The sequence below is a fragment of the Roseivirga sp. AWQ4_251 genome, from assembly GCF_056158225.1.
On record NZ_JBSWSW010000002.1, the window covers coordinates 1,552,981 to 1,577,427 of the forward strand.

Annotated in this window: 23 protein-coding genes; 8 read left to right on the forward strand and 15 right to left on the reverse strand. The window is 39.6% G+C overall.

Translation table 11 applies throughout. The features are described 5' to 3' along the window. Positions 1-40: 40 nt before the first annotated feature. On the forward strand, positions 41-1,360 hold the full coding sequence (locus ACXACJ_RS20710; RefSeq protein WP_475136339.1) for an aspartate kinase: 1,320 nt from the start codon (positions 41-43) through the stop codon (positions 1,358-1,360). Between the two features lie 65 nt (positions 1,361-1,425). On the opposite strand, the gene ACXACJ_RS20715 is transcribed toward ACXACJ_RS20710, so the two are convergent. Further along, a complete protein-coding gene (locus tag ACXACJ_RS20715; protein WP_475136340.1) occupies positions 1,426-3,210 on the reverse strand; it encodes a glycoside hydrolase family 15 protein in 1,785 nt (594 codons plus the stop codon). 427 nt (positions 3,211-3,637) lie between these two features. Between ACXACJ_RS20715 and ACXACJ_RS20720 the strand changes: the two genes are divergently transcribed. Continuing rightward, positions 3,638-4,246, forward strand: a complete 609-nt coding sequence (locus ACXACJ_RS20720) for a YkgJ family cysteine cluster protein (protein WP_475136341.1) — start codon at positions 3,638-3,640, stop codon at positions 4,244-4,246. An 84-nt stretch (positions 4,247-4,330) separates the two neighbouring features. Here ACXACJ_RS20720 and ACXACJ_RS20725 read toward each other — a convergent pair whose 3' ends face one another. From ACXACJ_RS20725 to ACXACJ_RS20740, 4 genes are all read right to left on the reverse strand, one after another. Next, positions 4,331-4,744, reverse strand: a complete 414-nt coding sequence (locus ACXACJ_RS20725; RefSeq protein WP_475136342.1) for an OsmC family protein — start codon at positions 4,742-4,744, stop codon at positions 4,331-4,333. Positions 4,745-4,954: 210 nt separating this feature from the next. Beyond that, positions 4,955-5,371, reverse strand: coding sequence for a hypothetical protein (locus ACXACJ_RS20730; protein ID WP_475136343.1), 417 nt, complete (start codon positions 5,369-5,371; stop codon positions 4,955-4,957). Beyond that, positions 5,322-7,292: a M1 family metallopeptidase gene (locus tag ACXACJ_RS20735; protein WP_475136344.1), complete on the reverse strand. Its 1,971-nt coding sequence runs from the start codon at positions 7,290-7,292 to the stop codon at positions 5,322-5,324. The genes ACXACJ_RS20730 and ACXACJ_RS20735 overlap by 50 nt, the downstream gene beginning before the upstream one ends. A 112-nt stretch (positions 7,293-7,404) precedes the next feature. Beyond that, positions 7,405-7,989, reverse strand: a complete 585-nt coding sequence (locus ACXACJ_RS20740; RefSeq protein ID WP_475136345.1) for a HupE/UreJ family protein — start codon at positions 7,987-7,989, stop codon at positions 7,405-7,407. An 88-nt stretch (positions 7,990-8,077) separates the two neighbouring features. Here ACXACJ_RS20740 and ACXACJ_RS20745 point away from each other — a divergent pair, with 88 nt between their 5' ends. Further along, complete coding sequence (locus ACXACJ_RS20745) at positions 8,078-8,572, forward strand: DUF6702 family protein (protein ID WP_475136346.1); 495 nt, start codon at positions 8,078-8,080, stop codon at positions 8,570-8,572. Next, entirely contained in the window at positions 8,572-9,411 is an 840-nt protein-coding gene (locus ACXACJ_RS20750; protein ID WP_475136347.1) for a DUF3298 and DUF4163 domain-containing protein, read from the forward strand. The genes ACXACJ_RS20745 and ACXACJ_RS20750 overlap by 1 nt, the downstream gene beginning before the upstream one ends. A 3-nt stretch (positions 9,412-9,414) precedes the next feature. Here the strand turns inward: ACXACJ_RS20750 and ACXACJ_RS20755 are convergent, their stop codons facing one another. Beyond that, positions 9,415-9,954 (reverse strand): 2'-5' RNA ligase family protein, encoded by a 540-nt coding sequence (locus ACXACJ_RS20755; RefSeq protein ID WP_475136348.1) that lies wholly within the window; start codon positions 9,952-9,954, stop codon positions 9,415-9,417. A gap of 110 nt (positions 9,955-10,064) precedes the next feature. Between ACXACJ_RS20755 and ACXACJ_RS20760 the strand changes: the two genes are divergently transcribed. Continuing rightward, positions 10,065-11,255 (forward strand): putative periplasmic lipoprotein, encoded by a 1,191-nt coding sequence (locus ACXACJ_RS20760; RefSeq protein WP_475136349.1) that lies wholly within the window; start codon positions 10,065-10,067, stop codon positions 11,253-11,255. 139 nt (positions 11,256-11,394) lie between these two features. After that, complete coding sequence (locus ACXACJ_RS20765; protein WP_475136350.1) at positions 11,395-13,929, forward strand: M14 family metallopeptidase; 2,535 nt, start codon at positions 11,395-11,397, stop codon at positions 13,927-13,929. Positions 13,930-14,004: 75 nt separating this feature from the next. On the opposite strand, the gene ACXACJ_RS20770 is transcribed toward ACXACJ_RS20765, so the two are convergent. Then, positions 14,005-14,649: a porin family protein gene (locus ACXACJ_RS20770; protein ID WP_475136351.1), complete on the reverse strand. Its 645-nt coding sequence runs from the start codon at positions 14,647-14,649 to the stop codon at positions 14,005-14,007. 44 nt (positions 14,650-14,693) lie between these two features. On the opposite strand from ACXACJ_RS20770, the gene gldB reads away from it, so the two are divergent. Next, the gene (gene gldB / locus ACXACJ_RS20775) at positions 14,694-15,674 is read left to right on the forward strand and encodes a gliding motility lipoprotein GldB (protein WP_475136352.1); all 981 of its coding nucleotides are present in this window, start codon (positions 14,694-14,696) and stop codon (positions 15,672-15,674) included. Here the strand turns inward: gldB and ACXACJ_RS20780 are convergent. Genes ACXACJ_RS20780 through ACXACJ_RS20795 form a run of 4 tightly spaced genes read right to left on the reverse strand, consistent with a single transcriptional unit; the run spans position 15,640 to position 18,362 of the window. Continuing rightward, positions 15,640-16,866 carry a glycosyltransferase family 4 protein gene (locus ACXACJ_RS20780; RefSeq protein ID WP_475136353.1) on the reverse strand — a complete coding sequence of 409 codons (1,227 nt, stop codon included), beginning with the start codon at positions 16,864-16,866 and terminating at the stop codon, positions 15,640-15,642. The genes gldB and ACXACJ_RS20780 overlap by 35 nt on opposite strands. A gap of 18 nt (positions 16,867-16,884) precedes the next feature. Then, complete coding sequence (nth, locus tag ACXACJ_RS20785; protein ID WP_475136354.1) at positions 16,885-17,538, reverse strand: endonuclease III; 654 nt, start codon at positions 17,536-17,538, stop codon at positions 16,885-16,887. 13 nt (positions 17,539-17,551) lie between these two features. Next, positions 17,552-17,788, reverse strand: coding sequence for a hypothetical protein (locus tag ACXACJ_RS20790; RefSeq protein WP_475136355.1), 237 nt, complete (start codon positions 17,786-17,788; stop codon positions 17,552-17,554). Then, positions 17,763-18,362: an RNA polymerase sigma factor gene (locus ACXACJ_RS20795; protein ID WP_475136356.1), complete on the reverse strand. Its 600-nt coding sequence runs from the start codon at positions 18,360-18,362 to the stop codon at positions 17,763-17,765. The genes ACXACJ_RS20790 and ACXACJ_RS20795 overlap by 26 nt, the downstream gene beginning before the upstream one ends. Before the next feature lie 275 nt (positions 18,363-18,637). On the opposite strand from ACXACJ_RS20795, the gene uvrA reads away from it, so the two are divergent. Continuing rightward, on the forward strand, positions 18,638-21,454 hold the full coding sequence (gene uvrA, locus ACXACJ_RS20800; protein ID WP_475136357.1) for an excinuclease ABC subunit UvrA: 2,817 nt from the start codon (positions 18,638-18,640) through the stop codon (positions 21,452-21,454). Here the strand turns inward: uvrA and ACXACJ_RS20805 are convergent. The 4 genes from ACXACJ_RS20805 to ACXACJ_RS20820 form a co-directional block, all read right to left on the reverse strand. Further along, on the reverse strand, positions 21,444-22,307 hold the full coding sequence (locus ACXACJ_RS20805) for a DMT family transporter (protein WP_475136358.1): 864 nt from the start codon (positions 22,305-22,307) through the stop codon (positions 21,444-21,446). The genes uvrA and ACXACJ_RS20805 overlap by 11 nt on opposite strands. Positions 22,308-22,428: 121 nt before the next feature. Beyond that, positions 22,429-22,926 (reverse strand): YcxB family protein, encoded by a 498-nt coding sequence (locus ACXACJ_RS20810; RefSeq protein WP_475136359.1) that lies wholly within the window; start codon positions 22,924-22,926, stop codon positions 22,429-22,431. A gap of 95 nt (positions 22,927-23,021) precedes the next feature. Further along, positions 23,022-23,897: a carboxylating nicotinate-nucleotide diphosphorylase gene (gene nadC, locus ACXACJ_RS20815; protein ID WP_475136360.1), complete on the reverse strand. Its 876-nt coding sequence runs from the start codon at positions 23,895-23,897 to the stop codon at positions 23,022-23,024. Between the two features lie 30 nt (positions 23,898-23,927). After that, a complete protein-coding gene (locus ACXACJ_RS20820; protein ID WP_475136361.1) occupies positions 23,928-24,341 on the reverse strand; it encodes a DUF4783 domain-containing protein in 414 nt (137 codons plus the stop codon). Positions 24,342-24,447 lie beyond the last annotated feature (106 nt).

Sequence of the window (24,447 nt, forward strand, 5' to 3'; positions counted from 1 at the left end):
TCAATCAAGAAAATATCTATAACCACTTCGGAATAAATTCATGCAAGTATTAAAATTCGGGGGAACTTCGGTTGGTAAACCGGAGCGCATGCACCAAGTAGCGCAGTTGATCACGAGAGATGATCACGCTAAAATTGTTGTTTTATCGGCTCTTTCAGGTACCACAAATGCTTTGGTATCCATTGGCGAATCTTTGGCCAAAAACGATAAGGAAGACGCTAAAACAAAGATTGAATCGCTTCGTGCGCATTACTACACTTTTTATAAAGAGTTACTTTCCACCGAAACTCAGCAGCTAAAGGCCAAGGAAGTTATTGATGAGCATTTTGAATTTCTGTTGATCACTTTAAGAATCTCCTTTAACGAGGCGTTGAACAGAGATATTCTTGCACAAGGTGAGCTGATGTCTACCAAGCTTTTCACTCTTTATTTAGAAGAAATTGGAGTAAATGCCAAGCTGCTTCCCGCTTTGGAGTTTATGAGAACCAATGAGGAAGAAGAGCCAGATTTGGATTTAATCTCTCAAAAACTGAAAGCCATTTTAGCCAAGGAAGAAGGGACTTCAATCTTTATCACCCAAGGTTATATATGCAAAAACCATAAAGGCGAAATCGATAACCTTCAACGTGGAGGAAGTGATTATACTGCCAGTTTAGTTGGTGCGGCAATTGAAGCTTCTGAGGTTCAAATTTGGACTGACATTGACGGAATGCACAACAACGACCCAAGGGTGGTAGACAAAACTTTCCCTATTGCCGAGCTTTCTTTCGATGAAGCAGCTGAGTTAGCCTATTTTGGAGCTAAAATTCTGCATCCAGCTTCTATCTGGCCTGCTCAAAAAATGGGCATTACAGTAAAATTATTGAATACCATGCAGCCTGAAGCTAAAGGGACTGTGATCAGCACAGCTTCAGATTCCGCAGACGTTAAGGCCATTGCCGCCAAGGATGGCATTACAGCCATTAAAATCAAGTCTTCCAGAATGCTTTTGGCCTATGGTTTCTTGAGAAAAGTATTTGAGATTTTCGAAAAATACAGAACGCCAATCGATATGATTACGACTTCTGAGGTGGCAGTGTCTGTAACTATTGATGATGATACTTACCTTTCTAAAATTCTTACTGAATTAGAGAAATTTGGAACAGTAGAAATTGACCAGAACCAAACCATCATTTGTGTTGTGGGCGATTTTGTGGCGGAAAGAAAAGGTGTTGTTAACAATATTTTTGAATCGCTTACTAGCATTCCTATTCGTATGATTTCTTACGGAGGAAGCCGTCACAATATTTCTTTATTGACGGACAGCAATTTTAAAGTAGAAGCACTGCAAAAATTGAACAAGCACTTGTTCGATTTATAAAAGGGTTTCTTAATGAAATAGAAAAGCACTAAGGTTCAAACCTTGGTGCTTTTCTATTTTCTCATTTACAGAAAACTCGGAGTGTCCATTTTTCGGTAAATGCGATAGGCGGCATTCACCAAACCTACATGGCTATAGGCTTGAGGAAAGTTGCCCCACATGGCGCCATCCATTGGCGCAATATCTTCGCTCATCAAGCCAACATGGTTGCTGTATGAACAGAGCTTTTCAAAAACCTCAATGGCTTCATCTGTTCGGCCTACGGCCGCCAAGGCTTCAGAATACCAGAATCCGCAAATGAGGAAGGTGGTTTCGGGCTCGCCAAAATCATCGGCATGCTTATATCGATAAAATAAGCCTTCTTTGGTTTTAAGCTCATCTTCCATCACCTTCAAATGCTGTTTTGCTCTTTCAGAACTTGGGTCTAAATAGTTCATCAGAATAAGCTGAAGATTACTAGCATCCATATGTTTTACGCCTTTGGCTTGTGTATAAACGCCTCTTTCCTCTTCGTAGCATTCTTCAATTTTCACTGAAGCTTTCTTCTGTAAGGCAATGGCTTTATCATAAATTTCTTGATAACCTCTGCTTTTGGCCACTTTTGCAATGGCCGAAGCGCCCGCCCATTGGAATAGGTTGGTGTAGGCATGTTGCTGCTCTCTGCCTCTGAATTCCCAGATACCAGCATCCAATTCATCAATGGTTTTTTCTATGTAAGTTGTTAGGTGGCTGAGCAATAAATGCGAGTCAGCCCTTTCGTCTAGAATAAATCTTCGGTCGTCATATACAGGCAGAATGGTCAGCATAATCTGACCATACACATCATTTTGAATGTGTGTATAAGCATCGTTACCAATGCGAACGGGTACATTTTTTAGGTAGCCAGCCAAAGGAAGTTCCTTTTCGATAAGCTGAGGTTCTCCTGTAATGGAATAAAGCGGCTGAATGCGGTCTTTCTTTTTCAGAATAATATTGGTGATGTACTGAAAGTACTTCTCCATTTCTTCAAAGTGACCAATATTTGAAAAGGCCGAAAGCGTATAATAAGCATCGCGCATCCAGCAATAGCGGTAATCCCAGTTTCGAGTAGAGTTTGGAAACTCCGAGAGTGAGGTAGTTGGGGCAGCAATTATACCTCCTGTATCCTCATATTGCATGATTTTTAGTGCTAATGAAGATCGGATAACTTCTTTTTGAAAGCGGCCTCTAATACTGGTCGACTTCACCCAAAGCCTCCAGTAGTTTACCGTTTTGGTAAGAAAACTTTCTACGGTTTCTTGTAGTGCAGCCTCAAAAGGAGCTCCATATGACAGAATCAAATACATGGTTTGAGAAAGCACAAAGGGCTGTTCGTCAATAATATAGCTTAGAGGAATGTTTGTGGTTAATCGAAGAGGTTCTTCCAAGCCGTGAAAGCGAATATGGCTGCTTCCGCGTTCTTTGGTGAGGGTTTTTTCACCGTATTCGCCTTTCGGGTTACAGCGAACCTGAATGGTTGGCGAACCTGAAAGAGGTTCTACCTTGCGCATTAACTGGGTTGGGCGGTAGTAGCGGTCATGCTGGAAAAAACGAGGCGCAAAATCCGTAACGCGGTATTTTCCGTCTTCTGTTTCCACTTCCGTAACCAACACATTGGTATTTTCTTGATAGTATTGGCGGTATTTACTTTCTCCATTAATAGGGCAAATACTGAAATCTCCACCTTTTTCTTCATCCATTAAACTCCCAAAAATAAAAGAGCTATCGAACCTCGGCAGACACATCCATTTAATGTTGGTGTTCATTCCGATTAAGGCGTTGAATGAGCCATTTCCAATCATTCCGAGGTCGTAAGTGTGTCTTTTCTGCATTTTTACTTTGCGTAGTTTTGTGATAGGGTTGAACCAAGAAGTTAGGCATATCCCGTTAAGCCATAAATAATCAAACCGATTGAAAGCGCAATCGTTTGAGAATTTCGGGTCAAAGTTTATGGAATTTTGATATTTAGAATGAATCCTGAAAACTGAGGATTGAACGGCAGGTGGGTTTTCAAGGTAATTTCAGTCGGAAATTAGCGGGTTAATCCATCTGTTTTATGAGCTTTTTGATGGAAGAGCGAAGAAGTCTGGAACTTATAAGCTTAGGTCCTTCATATACCCAGACAAACACGTTATCTTAAGTTTTTAAAGTAATTCGGTTCGCTGAATAGACAAGAAATCGTTATATGTTATTTGTCGATTTCTGAAGATTCTCGATATACAACCGATCATAATTAAATCTACATTTGCGGCCGAAATCATGTCGGTTATCCGAAAAGTGAAGGCGGTAGAAAAAGTTTTTGCGGCCCTCGACAACCATATGAGTAGTTTCCGCCAAACCAGCGGAATTGGCTGTGTTTCTGGCTGCGGAAAGTGCTGTTTCAAAGCTGAAATTGAAGCCACACCTCTTGAATTTTTGCCTTTAGCTTTCAATTTATTAGTGAACAAACAGCTCGATAAGGCTTACGATGATTTGCTGGAAAGAAGTAATCCTGCGTGTGCCGTATTTAGTCCTGTAATTGGGAGCTCTGAGAAAGGCTTTTGCGGAGAATATATGTATAGAGGCTTGATTTGCAGATTATTTGGTTTTTCTGCGATGCGCGATAAAAATGGAAGTCCAAAGTTTGTTACCTGTAAAACTATTAAGGAATCTCAAGCGGAAAAAGTTGAGCGTTTAACGCTTGAAATGCAGCAGGAGAATACAGTGCCTATGATGAGTGATTACTACTTCAGGTTAAGAAGTATTGATCCTGAATTGGGCACCAAGCTTATGCCTATTAATATGGCCATGAGAAAGGCGATGGAAGTAGTGATGAGCTATTATGCGTATAGAAAACCTCCTTCAGGTTATAAGAAATTAAGTGCTTGATAAGCTATAAAGAAGTTTAACCCTCCAAAAGTAGCCTGAGGTTTTGCAGCTATCTTTGGAGGGTTTATTTTTTTCAAGTGCCTCTTAGTTTTCTAAGGTAGATTCAACCTCAATTTTAGTGTCTAGTAATTTAGAAATCGGGCAATTTTCTTCAGCATCTTTAACCAGTTCATCAAATTTAGCCTTCTCAATGCCGGGTACTTTAGCTTTCAAAGTAAGGTGCAAAAGTGTAACGGTGCCATCTTCCAAACTGATTTTACACTTGGTTTCTAGTTCATCAGGGGTGAAACCCGCTTCTCCCAAATTGAAAGAAAGCTTCATGGTAAAACAACCTGCGTGGGCCGCGGCAATTAGCTCTTCAGGGTTGGTTCCTGTACCTTCTGCAAATCGCGAATTGAACGAGTATTGTGTCTGATTTAACGTTGAACTTTGTGTGGTTAAATGGCCTTTGCCTTCTTTTCCACTGCCTTGCCAAACGGCTGTTGCGTGTCTTTTCATATCAATTGGTTTTTTAAGTTCATTGCTATTATTAAGCTTAGTCCAATATTAGGCTTTGCCTAACCAACCCTTTGATAATTATAATGTTCAGTTATGTTGAACCTATTTTTCAATAGAAGGAACAGGGTAAAGCTTTAAGGGATGAAAACAAAAAAGCCTCAGTGATCATCCGATCACTGAGGCTTTTTTCAATTTGTTTAGAAGAGAAAATTAATTTCCTCCGTTTGCTTTTTGCATTGGATTAGAACCAAATGATTGGCCTCTAGCTCCTCCACCAAAACCTTTGAACAATTCAAATCTTGATGGCTTATTTACTCTTGGGAAGTAGTTGTTGCTTTCGTCCGTATCAGCAGTTTCACGCTTAGGGTCGATTCTAATTTGAACTACCTCTTTATTCTTCATGAATGCTTTGGTAACGTGGTCTTCATTCTTTCTCCAGATGTAAGCAGGAATTTTCTCAATTTCTGTGCTGCCATCGGCATAAGTCCACTCAATAATGATTGGCATTACCAAACCACCTTTGTTTGAGAAGTCGATTTCGTAGAAGTTTTTGTTGTCGCCCAACAATGCTTTTTCCTCATCGCTCAACGAAGCAGTGAAACGCTGATAAGCTTTTTCTTGCATCATCGGTTACAGCAAATTCATCATAAGAGTAGTAGAAATCTTGTAAGCCTTTATCTCTTGCGGCATAATAGCTCATTCCCTCTTCTTTGTTTTTCTCCTTACGAACGTCAAAATCAGCTTCGGTAGCTTCAGTTTTCATTCTTGGGTTTTCAACGTCAGGGTTTTTAGTATCTAGTTTGAACCATTTCACATTGTCAATCGCAATGTCGGTATGCTCAATGGTGAAATACCAGCCTCTGATAAACCAATCGATATCTACTGCAGAAGCATCTTCTAGAGTTCTGAAAAGATCGTCTGGAGTTGGGTGTTTGAAGGCCCAACGTTGCGCATATTCTTTAAACGCAAAATCGAAAAGCTCACGACCCATGATGGTTTCTCTCAAAATGTTAAGTCCGGTAGCTGCTTTTGCATAAGCGTTATTACCGAAACCTACAATGTTTTCAGAGTTAGTCATGATTGGCTCTAACTGATCGATTGGCAATGCCATATAAGGCGCGATTTTATGAGCTGGGCCTCTTCTTGAAGGGTAATTCTCATCAAATTCTTGCTCAGTTAAGTACTGCACGAAAGTGTTCAAACCTTCATCCATCCATGTCCACTGACGTTCATCAGAGTTTACAATCATTGGGAAGAAGTTGTGACCCACTTCATGAATAATTACACCAATCGCTCCCCATTTGGTAGATTCTGAATAGGTTCCGTCAGGTAAAGTACGGCCGTAGTTGAAACAGATCATTGGGTACTCCATTCCGTTAGAAGCTTCTACAGAGATAGCTACTGGGTAAGGATAAGGAATTGTGTATTTAGAATACGTTTTTAGTGTATGCGCTACAGCTTTAGTAGAGTAGCGAGAATAGATGCCATAAGCTTCTTTAGCGTAGTAAGACATTGCCATTGGTCTGTCTGAACGACCTTCGATATCTACCGCCATAGCATCCCAAACAAATTTTCTAGAAGAAGTCCATGCAAAGTCACGAACGTTTTCTGCTTTGTAGTGCCAAGTGTTTTTGCCAGTTGGTTTGCCTTGCTCAGCTGCTTTTGCTTCTTCCAAGGTTACAATTTCAACAGGGTCAACAAGCGATTTTTTGGCCTCTTCCCATCTCTTTTTCTGCTCAGCAGAAAGAATGTTGTTTGCGTTTTGAAGAACACCAGTAGATCCTACAACGTGGTCGTTAGGCACTGTCATTTTTACATCAAAGTTTCCGAATGTAAGCGCAAACTCTCCACGGCCAGTGAATTGTTTGTTATTCCATCCTTGGAAGTCTGAGTAAACGGCCATTCTTGGGTACCAGCCAGTAATGGTGTAAATGTAGTTTCCATCTTCTGGAAAATACTCATAACCACCACGAGCACCAGATTCGCTACGAGGGGTTGTGTTATACCACCATTTGATGTTGAATACCATTTTGGCGCCTGGCTTTAAAGGAGAAGCCAAATCGATACGCATCATGGTTTCGTTGATGGTATGTGTTAAAGCATTTCCTTTGGCGTCAGAAACTTCAGTTATATGAAAACCCCAATCGTTGTTGTGGCCATTCAATGACTGAATTTGACCATAAGACATTCTGTTTCTGATGCTGCTTTCATCCCATTTGTATGAAGGATTATCAGGCTGTCTTACGTTTTCGTCAAGCGAAATCCAAAGGTAATCCAATGGATCAGGAGAGTTGTTGTAATAGGTAATCGTTTCAGAACCAGTTAGTCTCTGGTTGTTGTCGTCCAACTCTGCTTCAATTACATAGTCAGCTCTTTGCTGCCAATACTTGTGTCCAGGAGCTCCTGAAGCTGTTCGGTAAACACTTGGGTCGCGCAACATACGCTCCAACTGTTCAAACCTCTTACCGTGGTTGCTATTGATAACTTGGGCCATGGCTTGGCCAGAAATTAATGCAAAGGCAGCCACTACAAAAAGTACTCTTTTCATATCTAATGGTTAGTTTGCTTATAAAGTTAACCCCGGTACCCCGAGGTTTAATTGCTAAAATACATGATACCTTTTTGAAAAAGGCTAAGTCTCTCCCCAGACTTTTTATGAATTACCAGAATTTTGTGCTCATCATCAAAGTGATGGCTATTCCGGCAATGGCCGATGAAATGACCATGTTCCAGTCTCTTTTAGCCACATTGAAAAGACCAATGAATACAAAAGAGATAATCATAAAGAATGCTACTATTATAATTTGGCCCAATTCTAAACCTAAGTTAAAGGCTAGCAATTGAGTGACAATGCTTTCATTTCTGCCTAAAAGGCTCTTTAAATAATTAGAAAACCCAAGCCCGTGAATCAACCCAAAGAATAGGGCGAAGAAATAGTTAAGGTTTAGGGCAGACGGCTTAATGCTGTTTTGCTTTCTTAAAATATTACTGAAGGCCGTAATGAAAATGGTTACGGGAATTAGAAACTCAATAATATCGGTACGGAAATTGACCAGTTGGAAAGTGCTTAATGCAAGTGTAATGGAATGCCCAATGGTAAAAGCCGTGATAAGAATCAATACTTTTCGCCAGTCTTGAATCAGGTAAATGGCACAAAGCGCTACCACAAAAAGAATGTGATCAAAACCGTTTACATCTAATATATGTTCGTAGCCTAGCTGGAAATAAAGTTTAAACTGATCCATTTATAATTAAGACGATGCCCTGAAGGATTTTCATTTAGCTTTGCAATTATAAAACTTAATTTTTGAAGCGCATACAAAAGAACTAGCCATGCCTACAAAGCTTTTATATACGGTGATCTTAAGCCTTTTTTGGAGTTTTCACCCATTTCACGTAAGTGTTTGCGATATAGAACACGACCCTGAAACCAATGCTTTACAAATTAGTCAACGCCTATTTATGGACGACCTGGCCACGGGCCTTCAGAAGTTCCATAAAATAGATTACATCGATACTTATAAGCCCGATAACCTGCAAAAACTGGATAGTTTGATTGGCTCTTACATTAAGGCAAAGCTTTTTATTACGGTAGACGGAAAAGATGTTTCTTTCAATTATTTGGGGAGCGAATTAGAAGGCGATGCTCGCTGGTGCTACATTGAAGTGAAGGGAATAAAAAGCATTGAACAAGCCGATGTTGCCAATACGTTGTTGGTAGAAACTTTCCCTGATCAAGAAAACATCGTTCATTTTAAAGCAAATGGCCAGCTTAAGAGTTATAAGCTTAACAAAAGAGAAATTTCACACACTTTTAAATTCGATTAATGCGACAACTCGCCTTTTTAAGCTTTTTGGCCTTAACCTTTAGCTGTTCCTTTGGCTCAAAAGAAGAGCAAAAATCTGCTGAATATTCATTAGATATTCCGAAGGCTACTTTTGTTACTTACCAGCTGCAAGAAGTGAAGGAATTTAAAGGCCCATGCACCGATCAGGAAAGTGGTGAACGCTGTTTGAGCATCGATATTCAATATCCTGTCATCAAATCAGGAGCTTCTGAACAAGCGCTCGACACCATTAACCTTCATATTGAAAAGGAAATTCTGAAGTACGCCTTTATCAACGAGCCTAAAGATGATTTTGACTTGCTGATTGAAGAAATGAGTACGGCTTATGATAAGTTTTTGAAAGAAAATCCAGATTATAAAGCAGGTTGGTTGTTGGAAATTAGCTCCGATATCATTTATCAAGATTCAACCTTTATCAGTACAGCTTCAACTATTTTTTCTTATACCGGAGGCGCGCATCCAAGTTCTTACCAAGTGTATCGCAGCTACGATTTAAAATCTGGTAAAGTGATCACGCTGAATGACTTTTTGGTGAAAGGTTATGAAAAGGAACTGAATGATTTGGCTGAGATTGAATTCAGAATGGACAAACAAATTCCACCAGAAAGATCGCTTGAAGATGAAGGTTACTTTTTTGATGAAGGAAAATTTTCGTTGAACGAAAACTTCGCCATCATCGATAAGAGCTTGCTTTTTTACTATAATCCTTATGAAATAGGTCCGCGATCAATGGGCGCAACGGAACTGGAGTTGAAACTTACGGATTACGTAGAACTGCTTAAGCCAAATGGCCTTTTGGGTAAGTTGAAAACGGAATAGAGTTTAATGAAATTTAAATTCTCGGAATAGCTCCCAGACTTTTCCATTATGTTTTAAAAGCCAGAAGGAGCTAACGGTAAACTCAGCTTCAAAGGTTTTTGACTCAAATTCCTGCCAAGCCTGTTCAAAAGCAGGCTTTTTTAAATCTCGAAAAGCCACAGTAATGTGAGGATTAAACCCTCGATTATGATTGCCATTAAACAGCTGCATTTGGCGCCAAGTGTATTTGATTAGCTGTTTTTGAAAGTCCATTAGGCTTTCAGAATAATCATTTTTGATAAAAATGGTCTTGGGAGCAAATGCGCCAAACCCGTTAAGCTTAAGGCTAAACGGAATAGGTTTTGGAGCTTTTTCCAAATACTCGAAAAGTTGATCTTCCTTATTTTCTTTCCAAAGAAAGGGCATGTGCACAGTGATATGAGCCGGAGAACGCAAAGCGCCCTTGCTTGCATAAACTCCAGCAAAATGCGCTTTAATCTCTTCTATTTTCTTACAAATGGCTTCCGGAGGAATAACAGCCAAGAAGTATTTTTGCTCATTCATCACTTAGGGGCAAAGTTATGCTATTTGTCAACGAGTTAAGTGACTGAAAGCATGGGTTTAAAACTAAAGACTGTTATCTTGAAATGATTTAATTTCTTAGGTGATTTTTTATGAAAAAGCTTTTTTCACTTTTTATTCTTGTGCTTTTCCTCTCAGCTTGTGGTAATTCATCCGAAAAAGCGGAAGCCGTAGTAGGCAATTACGAATTACAAATTGTTGATTCTGTTCAAGTAGATCTGTTTTCTCAGGGGTTGAATGTGATGGATGTTAACGATAAAACAGGCGATATTTTAGCCATTCAATCCGATCCTCCGGTAGTGTATGTGTTGAATGCAAAGGGCGAGATTTTGAAGAAAATGGACAAGCCAGCAGATTCTCCGGAAGGAGTGGGTTCATATGTTCTTTCGGCTGAATTTTATGAAGACGGTTTTGCTTTGATGGGCCATTTGCGTGTAAAAACCTACGATTCTGATTTCAATGTGAGAAAATCTACAAGGGTAAACGGCATACAGTCGGGTATGATTTATTTAGGCAGCAATCATTTGATGGAATTAAAAGGTGAAGATCATAATCGTTTGGTAGCTTATTTTGGCCCGCATTCTGAAAATTCTCCATTAACCGAAGAGTTCTATCAAGACTTTACCATTTTCGATGTGCTGGATCCATATTTGGCTTCCGATGAAAATTTGAACCTGAATGATACGTCTTCTCTTGTATATAAGCCTGTGGCAAAACTTGATAGTGAAAGCCGATTTTTAACCAGTGGAAGAGCCTTTTATTTTCTGCGCCCGATTTTCGACCTGAAGGATCACAGCTTTTATTATGCTTTTGAGAGCGATACAACGCTTTACGAACTTTCAGTGCCCGATGGAAAAACCTTGAGTAAAGTTTCAATCCCCTTCGATAGTTTCATTCCTTTTGATGGATATACCATGGGACAAGCTGGGCTTAAAGAACAGGGGCAACCTGGCGACAGAAGCGGGAGGATTGAAAAGGTATTTCACGTTGGCGATATGGATGTTGTCATTTACACTTCTGGTATTAAAAGGTCTAAAATAGAAGAGTTTGATGTTGAATCTCCAGACTTTCGAGACCAGCTTAGAAAGCTTGACTACAAAAAATACTTGATTCTAAAAGATGGGAAGAGAATGAATGCGGATTTGAGGCTTCCCAATAAAATATCATATTTTAATATATCTGACAATGACGGATACCTTTGGGCACGTCAAAATATCAATGATCTGGAAGAAGAGCCTGATTTGATTACTTTTTATAAAATGAAAGTGGTTCCTGTGAAATAGTTTTTAAAAGATATCAAGGTTTATCTCATAACATCTCTATTACCTATTTCCATTTGTATGATAGGCCGGCCCAGTTAGCCTATTCAGCTTTGAGGGCTAGTCAAATTGCGTTAAATTCCTCACGCTTAATACTAACTATATGAAAAGAATACTCTACGGCCTTTTACTCTTGGCTTTTTCTACATTTTTAATCCAGGCTCAAAGCCTGAAAAGCCCTGATGAATTTTTGGGCTACGAATTAGGAACTAGGTTTACTCCCAACTATAAAGTTGTTGACTACTACGAATATATTGCCGGCCAATTGGGCAATGTGAAGTTGCAGAAATATGGAGAAACCAACGAATTGCGCCCTTTGGTAGTGGCTTACGTTTCTTCTCAAGCTAACATCGACAAGTGGGAGCAAATTAGAACCGATAACTTGAAAAGAACAGGTTTGATGGAAGGCGAACCTTCAGCTGAAAAAATCGGGATTGTTTGGTTAAGCTATAATGTTCATGGCAACGAAGCTAATTCTACCGAAACGGCTATGAAGACTTTGTATGAGCTTGTTCGCCCTGGCAATGCAAAATCTAAAGAGTGGTTGAAAAACACAGTGGTGATTATGGATCCATGTATCAACCCTGATGGTAGAGACAGATACAGCAACTGGATCAATCAAGTGGCAGGAACTACGCCAAACCCAAATCCTGATGCTGCAGAACATCATGAGCCGTGGCCAGGGGGTAGAGCGAATCATTATTTATTCGACTTGAACCGTGACTGGGCTTGGCAAACACAAATTGAATCGCAACAACGTATGAAGCTCTATAATACTATTATGCCTCATATTCATGTAGATTTTCACGAGCAGGGCAGCAACAGCCCTTATTATTTTGCGCCTGCTGCCGAGCCTATTCACGAGCAAGTAACTCAATGGCAAAGAGATTTTCAGGATATCATCGGTAAAAACCACGCTAAGTATTTTGACGAAAACGGTTGGTTGTTCTTCACCAAAGAAAGCTTCGACATGCTTTATCCTTCGTATGGCGATTCGTACCCAATGTACAATGGAGCCATTGGAATGACATATGAGCAGGGAAGTAGCGATTTGGGCATTCTTACCGATGAAGGTGACACTTTGAAGCTTTCAGACGCCATTGCCCACCATTTTACAACGGGTATGTCTACGGTTGAAACTGCTTCAAAATACAATGAGAAGATGGTGGATGAGTTTGCCGCTTATTTCAACAAAGCCAAAAACAATCCTAAATCTAAGTTCAAAACTTACATTGTAAGAGGCACTAATCACCCGGATAAACTGAAAAGACTTACTGAGCTATTAGACGCTCAAAAAATTGAATATGGTGTTGGCCAAGTAAAAAAGCCGGTTTCTGCATTTGACTATAAAACTGGAAAAACCGGAAATGTAAGTTCGCAAAACGGAGATATAGTAATCAGCGCTTATCAGCCAAAGGCGGTGTTGGTCCAGGCTTTATTTGAGCCTAATACTTTTGCCAGCATTACCGATACTTATGACATTACTGCATGGGCAATTCCTTATATGTTCGGATTGGAAGCTTACGCTACTGAAGCTAAAATTGACGTTACTCCTCAAGCTTACCAAGTGCCTCAAGCCACAATAGATGCAAGTGGCAAACCAGCAGCTTATTTGCTGAAGTGGGAATCTTTGGAAGATGCAAAATTCTTGGCCGAACTGCTTAAGAATGATATCAAATTGAGATTTTCTGAAGCACCATTTGCTGTAGCTGGCAATGCTTACGAGCCAGGAACACTAATTATAACCCGAAAGGGAAATACGCACATGGGCAGCAAATTTGACGATATCGTTAAAAAAGCAGCTAAGGATTTGAACAGAAACTTATATTCAACGCCAACCACTTTTGTTGAAACAGGTAAAGATTTTGGTTCTAATGGTGTTCCGTTTTTGAAAGCTCCAAAAATTTTAGTTTTGAGAGGCGATGGTGTTTCCTCTTTGGGCTTTGGTGAATTTTGGTATTTCATGGAGCAAGAACTTCATTACCCAATCACCATGGTAAATACTGATGATTTCGGTTCTATCGATTTAGATAAATACAATACTTTGGTTTTGCCAAGCGGTTCTTATGGAAGAGCTCTGGGCGGAAGCAAAATGGATGAGGTAAAATCTTGGGTTCGTGGAGGCGGAAAAATCATCGCCATAGAACGTGCACTAAGTACTTTCTCTGGAAAGGATGGCTTCAGTTTAGATTCATACGCTTCGGATGCCGAAAGAAAAGCAGCCAACAATAAAACTGATGAGCAGAAGGAGAAAGAAGCACTTACTTCATATGCCGATAGAAGCGACTTGTATTCTAGCTTCCGTTTGCCTGGCGCAATTTTCAAGCTTAAAGTAGACAATACTCATCCGATGGCCTTTGGTTATGCCGATCAGTATTTCACTATTAAGAACAACAGCAGCCGTTATGCTTATTTGCCTAGCGGTGGAAATGTGGGTATTATTGAAAGTACCGATTCATACATCAGTGGCGTGGCTGGCGATAAAGCGAAAGAATCTTTAGCTAAATCTATGGTGTTTGGTGTGGAGAATTACGGCAGAGGAGCCATTGTTTATATGGCGGACAATCCTTTGTTCAGAGCTTTCTGGCAGAACGGAAAACTGTTTGTAGCCAATTCAATATTCTTTGTAGCTCAATAGAATCGAATGGTCTAAAAATAGAAAGGCCTCGTAGCAATGTTGCTGCGAGGCCTTTTTCATTCTTCTTTATAATTTTTAAAACTTAATGCCTATTTCTAAAGCGAAAAGCCTGTTTTTAAGCGTGAATTCGTCAAAAGCTGGGTTTTGCGATTTGATTTGATTGATAAAACCAAGGTTGTAAGAAAGTCCGGCAAAAACACGTGTATTCACACCAATGCTTCTTTCAAGCCCTCCACCAAAATTTCCTGCCAAATCATAACTTTTGAATTCGCGGATCATGTCATCATTATCCGGATTTCCATCGCTGCTGATTCTAATTTCAGGTATAAAACCAAAGTTGAAATATACTTTAGTGTCTAAAATCACTTCGTTGGTGTAAAGTTTCAATAGCAGCGGCACTTGAATAAACTCTTGGTCGAATTGCGAATAGCCTAATCGGGTTGAAATACTTTGCGTGGAGCGGGCCTCGATATCTACATTTTTCGAAGCGTAATTTACTCCAAAGCTGAAGTAGTAATTTTCTTGAAACTTATAATCTACAAAGCCTCCAAGTAAAAACTTAACCGACACACCGTTGGAGTTGAAATTGGTATCGCCATCAGTCGAAGGGTTGGAGTATGAAAGTGTTGGGCCTACTTTGATCCCAATGTTGTATTCTTGAGCGGCAGCGGTTAAGCTCACAATTGAGACAATAACGGCTGCAAATATGCATTTCCTCATGTGGATTAAAATAAATAAATACTTTTGTCATTTAAAAAGTGAGTATGCGCAAAAGCTGGTTTATTGTTCTTGTTTTCTTTTTTGTTCTGGGTTGTGGCAAAAGCGACCCTTGCACAGATATCCCAAACATCGATATCGATTTCACTTATGAAAGTCTGATTGAAGAGATTCATTCTGTTTCGGATACTTCTGAATTAAAACGCTTTTTTAAAGAGAATCCTATGGTGAAGGAATTCTTTTTTCAGGCAGCGCAGTATCCTTCAGAATCTGAAATGCTAACCGACATATTTGGCCAGCTGAAAAACCCTTACATCGATACTTTGTATCAAGAAACGGTTTCATTCTTTAATGAAGAAAACCTATCGAACGAGCTAGAAATTGCCTTTAAGCGCATTAAAGATCATTATCCTGACTACAAAGTACCGAAAGTACAAACCGTTTATTCAGGCTTTGGAAGCGATATTTACTTTTCTGATTCTCTATTGATTATCGGCTTGGATTTCTATTTGGGAGAAGAAGCTTCATTTAGACCTAATGTTTACGAATACTTAAAGCCTCGTCTTACACCTAATCACTTGGTGCCACAGATTGTCCAGTTTTCTTCATTGAAATTCAATAAAACGGATATGGGGCAACGCACAATTTTGGACGAAATGGTTTATTATGGAAAGGCACTTCAGTTTACCAAAACCATTTTGCCTTGTACGGCCGACAGCTTGATTATGGGGTATAGCAGTAAAGAAATGGCTTCGGCCATTCGCAGCGAGGGCTTTCTTTGGTCGTATTTTGTAGATAACGCCTTGCTCTACGACAAAACTCCAATGAATTTGACCAAGTACATCGATGAGCGACCAAAGGTTCCTGAAATCGATCCGATTTGCCCTGGCCGAATTGGGCAATGGTTAGGTTGGAGAATTGTTCAAAAGTATGTTGAGGAAAAAGAACCTTCTTTTGAAGAATTGATGGAAATGACGGATGCCAACGATATCCTTATGCAGTCAAAATATAGACCTCGGAATCACTGATTCTGATTTGTCTTTGATTGTTCAATACGCCAATTAGTTTCTGGATTTGAAGACGCTTAGCATAGTGATTTTCTGCTACTTGGCGAGCGTTGTTTTTATATCGCTCTAGAACTTCCGGATTCCTCATAAACCCTTTGATGTGTTCAAGAAACTCATCAGGGTTGTGAGGGTTGGCATAAAAGCCACATTCGTATTTTTCAACCAAATCTTTAGTCCAGCCTTTGGAGTTTACTACGGTGAGTTTACCTGAAGCCAAACTATCGAACATTTTGTTAGGGCTATTGGTGCCTAAAACAGGAATATCCGCAAAACAGACATAGGTTGCGTCTGTAATGTTCAAAATGCGCTTTACACCTTCTTTATTCTGATGGCTGTAAAATTCTAAATTATGGAGCTTTTTAAGGTAAGCCGATAACTTTAAGTTGGTAAGTCTACCGCCCTCGCCCACAATCTTAAAATTGATATTGAGATTTTGCTTTTGGCTGGCTTCGGCAATATCCAAGAAGAATTCCAAATGATTTGCCGTTCCAATACTTCCTAAATAGGTAACCACAAAGGGCATGTCAGCATGGTAAAAAGAGGTAAGTTTTGGATCTTTTTTCTCCTTGCTGAAAAATTCACAATCGGCCATATTGGGTATCATGAAAACATCCTTTTCAGGAACTACTTTCTTAATCCAATCCCGCATGCCAGGTGAGAGCGCTACTATTTTATCGGCATGGTTGTAAATCTTAGCCTCTAGTTTATAAAGCCATTTCTTAAGTGGTTTTCCTTTGATCACTCCAATTTGAATGGGTGCAGTTGGCCACAAATCTCTTACTTCAAAAACATAAGGCTTGTTGAGCTTTTCTTTTATCCAAAGCCCAATAAGGCCAACCGTTAAAGGTGTAGAAGTGATATAGGCTAAATCAAAATCTATTTTTTCTTTGACGATCAGTTTTTTGGCTTTCTTCACGAACTTCATGAAAGAAGAAACACGCTTCGCAAAACCCATATCGTTGGTATAACTGACAGGTAAATAGTGAACCGTTATGCCATCAATTTCCACCTTACGATAAATATTCTCATTGTGGCTGGTAATCATTTCTACTTCAAATCCATTATCTACCAAACCTTTCGCTAAATAATAAGAGCGAATGGCACCACCTTCTTGTGGTGTTTTAAAGTATTGATGGATGTATAGAATCTTCATAGGTAAGTATTATACACCTTAACGCAGAATTCCCTCCTTCTTTTCAAAATATCTGCAAAAATGTGTCAGTTCACATTTCTCACATTTCGGTGTTCGAGCCAAGCAGGTATATCTGCCATGAAGAATGAGCCAATGGTGAGCCAATGGAATTACCTCTTTCGAAAGGTTTTTAACGAGCTGTTTTTCAACGGCCAGTGGAGTAGAGGCATTTTGGTTTACAAGGCCTAATCTTTTAGAAACGCGAAATACATGCGTGTCTACTGCCATGCTTGGCTGATTCCAGATTACAGAAGTAATTACATTCGCAGTTTTTCGGCCTACTCCAGGTAGTTTTTGCAGTTGCTCAATGGTTTCGGGTATTTCGGAATTAAAGTCTTCCACCAACATTTTGCCTAAGCCCAAAAGGTGCTTGGTTTTGTTATTGGGGTACGAAACCGTTTTGATGTAAGGGAAAAGCTCATCGAAATTTGATGCTGCCAAGTGCTCTGGCGTTGGAAAATCCTGAAATAATTTAGGGGTAACCAGATTTATGCGTTTGTCAGTACATTGGGCACTAAGCACAACAGCCACAAGCAATTCAAACGGATTTGAATAGCTCAATTCCGTTTCTGCTTGTGGTTGATTTTCGCTGAAGTAATTTACAAATGCCGTGTATCTTTCTTTCCTCGTCATGCCCAAAAATAGGCTATTTCATGGAATGGAGATCGTAGGATTTTGAGTAACTCAGTATTTTATCGATTGATTTGTCAGAAGGAGCCATTTCAGCTTTGCTTAATGACTTTACAGTTTGCTGTAATGCTTTAAGTTCTGCGCCCATTTCTTCATCAAAAATGGCGGACGTTTCAATTTCGATATTTTCTTCAGTTTTGGTTTCCTGATATATATAACGGATCAGGTCATTCTGGGTAAAGGTTTTTATCATACGCAACGTTTAATTGGTCCATCTTCTTTCTAAGATTGATGAGCGCATAACGCATTCTACCAAGAGCAGTGTTTATGCTCACATCAGTAACTTCCGCAATTTCCTGAAAACTCATTTGCATATAGTGCCTCATCATAAGCACTTCACGCTGAGCATCGGGCAATTCCTTGATAAGTTCCCTTAATAACGCATGTGTGTCGTCTTTTATTTGACGGCTCTCAATAGATTCTTCAGAAAATTCCAAAGTGTTGAAAACATTGCTTCCGTCCTCCATTACAATGGTAGGGTAGCGTTTGGCTTTTCTAAAATGGTCAATGGCTAAATTATGAGCAATTCGGGTTACCCATGGCAAGAATTTTCCTTCTTCGTTATAACGGCCCGATTTTACCGTATTCACTACTTTAACGTATGTTTCTTGCAATAAATCTTCCGCCAAATCGTGATCTTTCACAATCATATAAATGGTGGTGAAGATTTTGTTTTTGTGGCGCGATACTAATTCCCCGAAGGCTTCTTCGTTACCGTTTTTGTATAGCGAAATCAGCTGGCTGTCGCTTACTGTATTATTCCTCATGTTAGTTACTGTTAGGTCTAAGTAGAGGTTTATATCATGCGGTAACGTTTGGGTTTAGAAATGATTAATAATTCGAATCTCAAATGTATTCATTCAAACAAATATTGCAAACGATAAATCGGCAAAATTTTAATGTGGGTTTGTGAATTTTCAGATGAGACTGAACACTCCAAACAAACCGCAACTATAATGCCATTGTGCGGAACTTTATTCTGATAAATGGATTTATTTTTCAGTTAACAAATAGCCGCTAGCTCTGTTATCTTTGCAATCTTATGAATTCAACAATTCTCGAACCCACTACCCCTATCGATAACCTTGATCCCAAGGAATTTATCATCATTAAAGGAGCTAAAGTAAACAACCTTAAAAGTGTAGATGTGGCCATACCACGAAACAAACTGGTTGTTGTTACTGGTCTTTCGGGTTCAGGAAAGTCGTCTTTGGCATTTGATACGCTTTTCGCTGAAGGCCAAAGAATGTATGTAGAAAGCTTGAGTTCATACGCTCGTCAGTTCTTGGGTAGAATGGAAAAGCCTGAAGTTGACTATATCAAGGGTGTTTCACCCGCCATAGCCATTGAGCAAAAAGTGAGCACTAGAAACCCTAGGTCTACTGTGGGCACCAGTACGGAGATTTACGATTATTTGAAATTACTTTTTGCCCGAATTGGTAGAACCTACAGTCCAATCAGCGGAAAGGAAGTTAGCAGAGATAGTGTAACCAGTATTGTTGAATTTTTAATGTCCAAGGATGAAGAAGCCAGGATTATGGTGCTTTGCCCTTTGATTGTTAAGGAAGAAAGGAGTTTGGAAGAGGAATTGAATCTTCTTTTGCAGAAAGGATACACCAGAGTTTTAGCGAAGGGTTCACCTTATTTTATTGAAGATTTGCTCAAAGATGGTCAAGACTTTAGGTCGAAAGATTTGGAAATTCTGATCGATCGCGGAGTTGTTACACATAATGAAGATACGCAGTTCCGATTTGCCGATTCTGTTCAAACCGCGCTTTTCGAAGGTCAAGGAGACTGTATTATTGATGTTGTTGGCGAGGGACGAACCTATTTCTCCGATAGGTTTGAAGCAGACGGAATGTTGTTTGAAGAACCGAGCGTTAACCTTTTCACTTTCAATAATCCTTACGGAGCTTGTAAGCGTTGCGAAGGCTTTGGGAAGATTTTAGGTATAGACCCCGATTTGGTAATTCCTGATAAATCGCTTTCGGTTTTCGAAGGTGCAATTGCGCCATGGCGAAGCGAAACCATGAGTACTTGGTTAAAACCGTTACTCAAGCATGGTATCGAATTCGATTTTCCAATTCACAGAACTTATGCGGAACTAACCCAAAAGGAGAAAGAAATACTCTGGACTGGCAATAAATACTTCAAAGGGCTCAATAAGTTCTTTGAACACCTCGAGTTTAAAAGCCATAAAATTCAATATCGTGTGTTGCTTTCGCGTTATCGCGGCCGCACAGATTGCCCAGATTGCCACGGCACCAGATTGAGAAAGGATGCTTCTTATGTTAAAATCAACAATAAGAGCATTACCGAGCTGGTTTTAATGGCCGTAAAGGATTCTGCCGAATTCTTTAAAAACTTGGAGCTTAGCCAGCATGAAGAAAAGGTGGCTAAAAGGCTTCTTCGAGAAATTCAAAACAGGCTGGAATATCTTGAAAGAGTAGGCTTGGGTTATCTAACCTTAAATAGGCTTACCAGCACACTTTCCGGAGGAGAATATCAGCGAATCAAATTGGCAACTTCTTTAGGAAGTGCCTTGGTAGGTTCAATGTACATTTTGGACGAACCAAGCATTGGTCTTCATCCACGAGATACTGATCGATTAATTTCGGTTTTACTTACCCTTCGCGATTTGGGAAATACCGTAGTTGTGGTTGAACATGAGGAAAAGGTGATGCAGGCCGCAGATCAAATTATCGATATTGGGCCTAATGCTGGTTCTCATGGAGGCGAATTGGTTTTTCAAGGCAGCATAGATCAACTGATGGAACATGGCCAAACGCACACGGCCAATTATTTAAGTGGAAGGGAGAAATTACCGATTCCTGAACAGCGTAGAGCTTGGAGAGATAAGTTGAAAGTAAAAGGCGCTCGTGAGAATAATCTCAAAAATGTCAGTGTGGATATTCCGTTAGATGTACTTACTGTAATTACAGGCGTAAGTGGATCTGGAAAATCTACTTTGATTAAGAAGATTGTCTACCCGGCTTTGGGAAAAATGCTAGGCACTGTTGGAGAGCAGACTGGCAAAATGGATGCTTTAGAAGGTGATGTAAAGAAGGTAACCCAAATTGAATTTGTAGATCAAAATCCTATTGGCAAATCTTCTCGCTCCAATCCTGTAACTTATGTGAAGGCCTATGATGCCATTCGAGCGTTATATTCAAATCAGCCTTTGGCAAAGCAGAGAGGTTATAAACCTGCATTCTTTTCTTTCAATGTTGATGGAGGGCGTTGTGAAACCTGCCAAGGAGAAGGTGTCGTGAAGATTGAGATGCAGTTTATGGCAGATATTCAGCTGACTTGTGAAAGCTGCAAAGGCCAGCGATTCAAACAGGAAATTCTGGAAGTGACTCATAACGGAAAGAACATTGCCGAAGTTCTGGATATGACCATTGATGATGCATTGATCTTTTTTGAAGATGAGAAGGCAGTGTATAACAAGCTACTTCCGCTTCAAGAAGTGGGTTTGGGCTATATTCGTTTGGGGCAATCGTCCAATTCTCTCAGTGGAGGCGAAGCCCAACGAGTAAAACTGGCGTATTATTTAGGCAAAGGAAAGAGCAACACCAAAGAGCATATTCTCTTCATTTTTGATGAACCCACCACAGGTCTTCATTTTCACGATATCAGTAAACTGATGAAGGCGATCAATGCTTTGATTGAGCAAGGAAACTCCGTAGTGATTATTGAACACAACACGGAAGTAATCAAATTAGCGGATTGGATTATTGATCTTGGACCAGAAGGAGGTCATGAAGGCGGTAATATTACCTTTACAGGAACGCCTGAAGAAATGATTCAGCTAGAAGATAACTACACCGCGAATTATCTGAAAGACGTTATGAAATAGGCTTCTTTCGAGCTTTTATTTTTCTGTTGATCACCCCTAAAACATTGGCTGAAATGATGAGCCCAGCACCCATGATTTTTGCGGTGCTCATACTTTCATTTAGAAAAATGTAGCTGGTGATCATGGCAATGGGAGTGCCTAGGTAGAAAATCAAACTGGTGTTTGTGGTAGGTAAAACCGTAGAAGCTCTGAGCCATAATGTATGAGCTCCAACAGTGCAAACTATACCAAGAATAAAGAGGTAAATCCAGTCTTGTTGACTTAATTCCCAATCAGATTTGGGAGATAGGATTATAAATACGATCAGGGCAAAAGTATATTGACCGAAGGCCCGTGTCAAAGAGTTGATATGCTGATTTTTCTGTTGGATAAAGGGCAGAATGGCAAAAAAGAAAGCGCTCACTAATCCTATTAAAATACCAGCGGTAAGGTCGTTTTCAAGGTTGAATTCTGGAACAATCAGAAAAATACCGACTAAAGCAATGGCTACGGCAAACACATCGGCAAGCAGAGGTTTCTTCCCGTTAATGATCCAGTTTAGATAGATCATATGAAGCCCAAAGGATGAAACAGAAAGAATGGCGATGGAAGGCGTGGAAAGCTTAACGCTGATAAAATAGGTGACCCAATGCACTCCAAAGGTAATCCCGATCCAGAAAAGGGCTTTCCAATCTTGCTTGGTCAGTTTTTTCAGCTTTTTACTTCTAACAATCAGGTATAAAAATCCAGAGCCAATAATGAGCCTAATAATGCCTATGGTAATTGCATTGACAGAAACTTCTTTAATAAAAACGGGGGTGATACCGAAAAGAAAAACGGCAATCAAACCTTCAATGTAATAGCGTGGGTTCAAGGGCTTTGTAATTCGGCTGCAAGTACGTTAAAATCTTGTCAATTTTGCCAAGAAGGAATGTTATATAAAAAAGAAGCCACACTGCGAAAACAATGTGGCTTCTCTCTAAGGTTTATGTTTTTTAGTCTTTTACTTCTGCGTTCTTAGTTTTCAAAAGTCCCTTTCTTTTCAAAATGGTCTCAACAAATTTTACCTCATTTTGAGTTTTGAAAACACTGAAAGGAAACATCATCATTTGGGCTTTGTTTACCACTAGCACAAACTGGTTCTTATCCATCCAAGCAGATTTGATCTGTTCCCATTTGATTGGCATGCCTTGCTTTGAGTTCAGTTTTATCAAAATCTGACGGCTGTCAATTTCGTATGAAAGTTTTTCGAAAAGCATTTTGCTTTGCTCCAGTTGAGTAACTCCAGTAAACTGAATTAACCAGAATAATATATAGAGCACAAAAGCAATTAGGGCTCCAATCCACCACCAATTAGATGGAATTACAAAGGCCATACTTGAAATGGCAACGGCAATTAAAACCACCCACCATTGCTCTTTTAAAATGTTGCGCATGCCTGCGCGGATATAAGCTTTTTTGTCTAAAGCGTACTTTTTTGTCTTTACAATCATGATTATTTCCCTGCTAACTCACACAGTGCCGAAAAAGGAACACAAACATAAGGATCAAAACCAAGGCTTCAATCATTAACTTCAAAAAATTCTGATCATTCCCTTTCAACTTGTTCTTCAGCTTTTAGACTAATATCCAAACTCTTGGCAGAGTGGGTAAGTGCTCCAACGGAAATATAGTCTACTCCGGTTTCAGCCACGGCCTGAATGGTTGATTCGGTAATGCCACCGGAGGCTTCAGTTTCTAAGCGGCCATTGATTATAGCTAAAGCCTCTTTCATCAGCTCGGGACTCATATTGTCCAGCATTATTCTGTCTACCCCTTCAAGGCTCAAAACCTCCTTAACTTCTTCTAAATCTCGAGTTTCTACTTCAATTTTTAGAGATCGGCCAGTATCATTTAAATATCGTTTTGTGGCTTCAACAGCATTTGTTATACCTCCTGCAAAATCGTTATGATTGTCCTTAAGCATCACCATGTCGAAAAGGCCAAATCGGTGGTTCACGCCACCACCAATAAACACAGCCCATTTTTCCATCAGTCGAAAATTTGGAGTGGTTTTGCGCGTATCCAGAAGTTTGCAAGAAGTGTGGGAAATCAGACTGTTGAGTTTGTTGGTATAAGTGGCAATTCCGCTCATACGCTGCATGCAATTGAGCATAAGTCTTTCGCCCGAAAGAATAGCCTGCGAATTGCCATGGATCCTCATGATGATGTCTCCTTTTGAAACACTTTCTCCATCTTTTACCAAAGCTTCAACCCGAATATTTGGATTGATTTTATGAAATATTTTTTCGGCTAATTCTATTCCTGCAATAATACCGCTGTCTTTCATAAGCAGATAAGCAGAATTTTCAGCATCGGCAGGAATAGATGCCAGAGAAGAATGATCTCCATCGCCCAAATCTTCTGCCAAGGCAGCAGTAATAAATTGATTTAAGGATTGTTCGGTTATGTATTTCGGCCACATGTGCCAAAATTAACAAATTGTGGGTGAGACTTATCGATCTTCTGTAAATTCCAATCGGTAAACTTTATAAGCTGATTTGTATTTCTTGGCCCTAACTACCACTCTGAATTTCTGATTTCCTGAAATATAGGAACCGATAGCATAGATAATTCCTCCATCAGAACTTCCTTCATGAATAAACTCAGTTTTATCTGCGGGGTAATTCTGAAAAAATTGCTTCAAAACAATTTCAGCCTGGTTGGTGCTATAATCTTTCTTCTCGTTGTCTAGCTTAATTTCTACCCTTTCGTGAAGAAATTTTGACAGTTCTCGGGAACTAGAAGATTTTAATGCCTCTTGTACATTATTGATGATGGTTTCTTCACTGTTTTGGGCATTGACCGCCAGCGAAAAAAACGTCACAATAATGGTAAGTATAAATACTTTAAAATTTTGAATCCTCATTTTTAGTGACTTAGCGCAAAAGTGAAACGAAAATAATGCCAATTATTACTTCCCTCCTAAGTGTTCAAAATCAAATTAATACAATGGTTTATCACTTACAAACCCG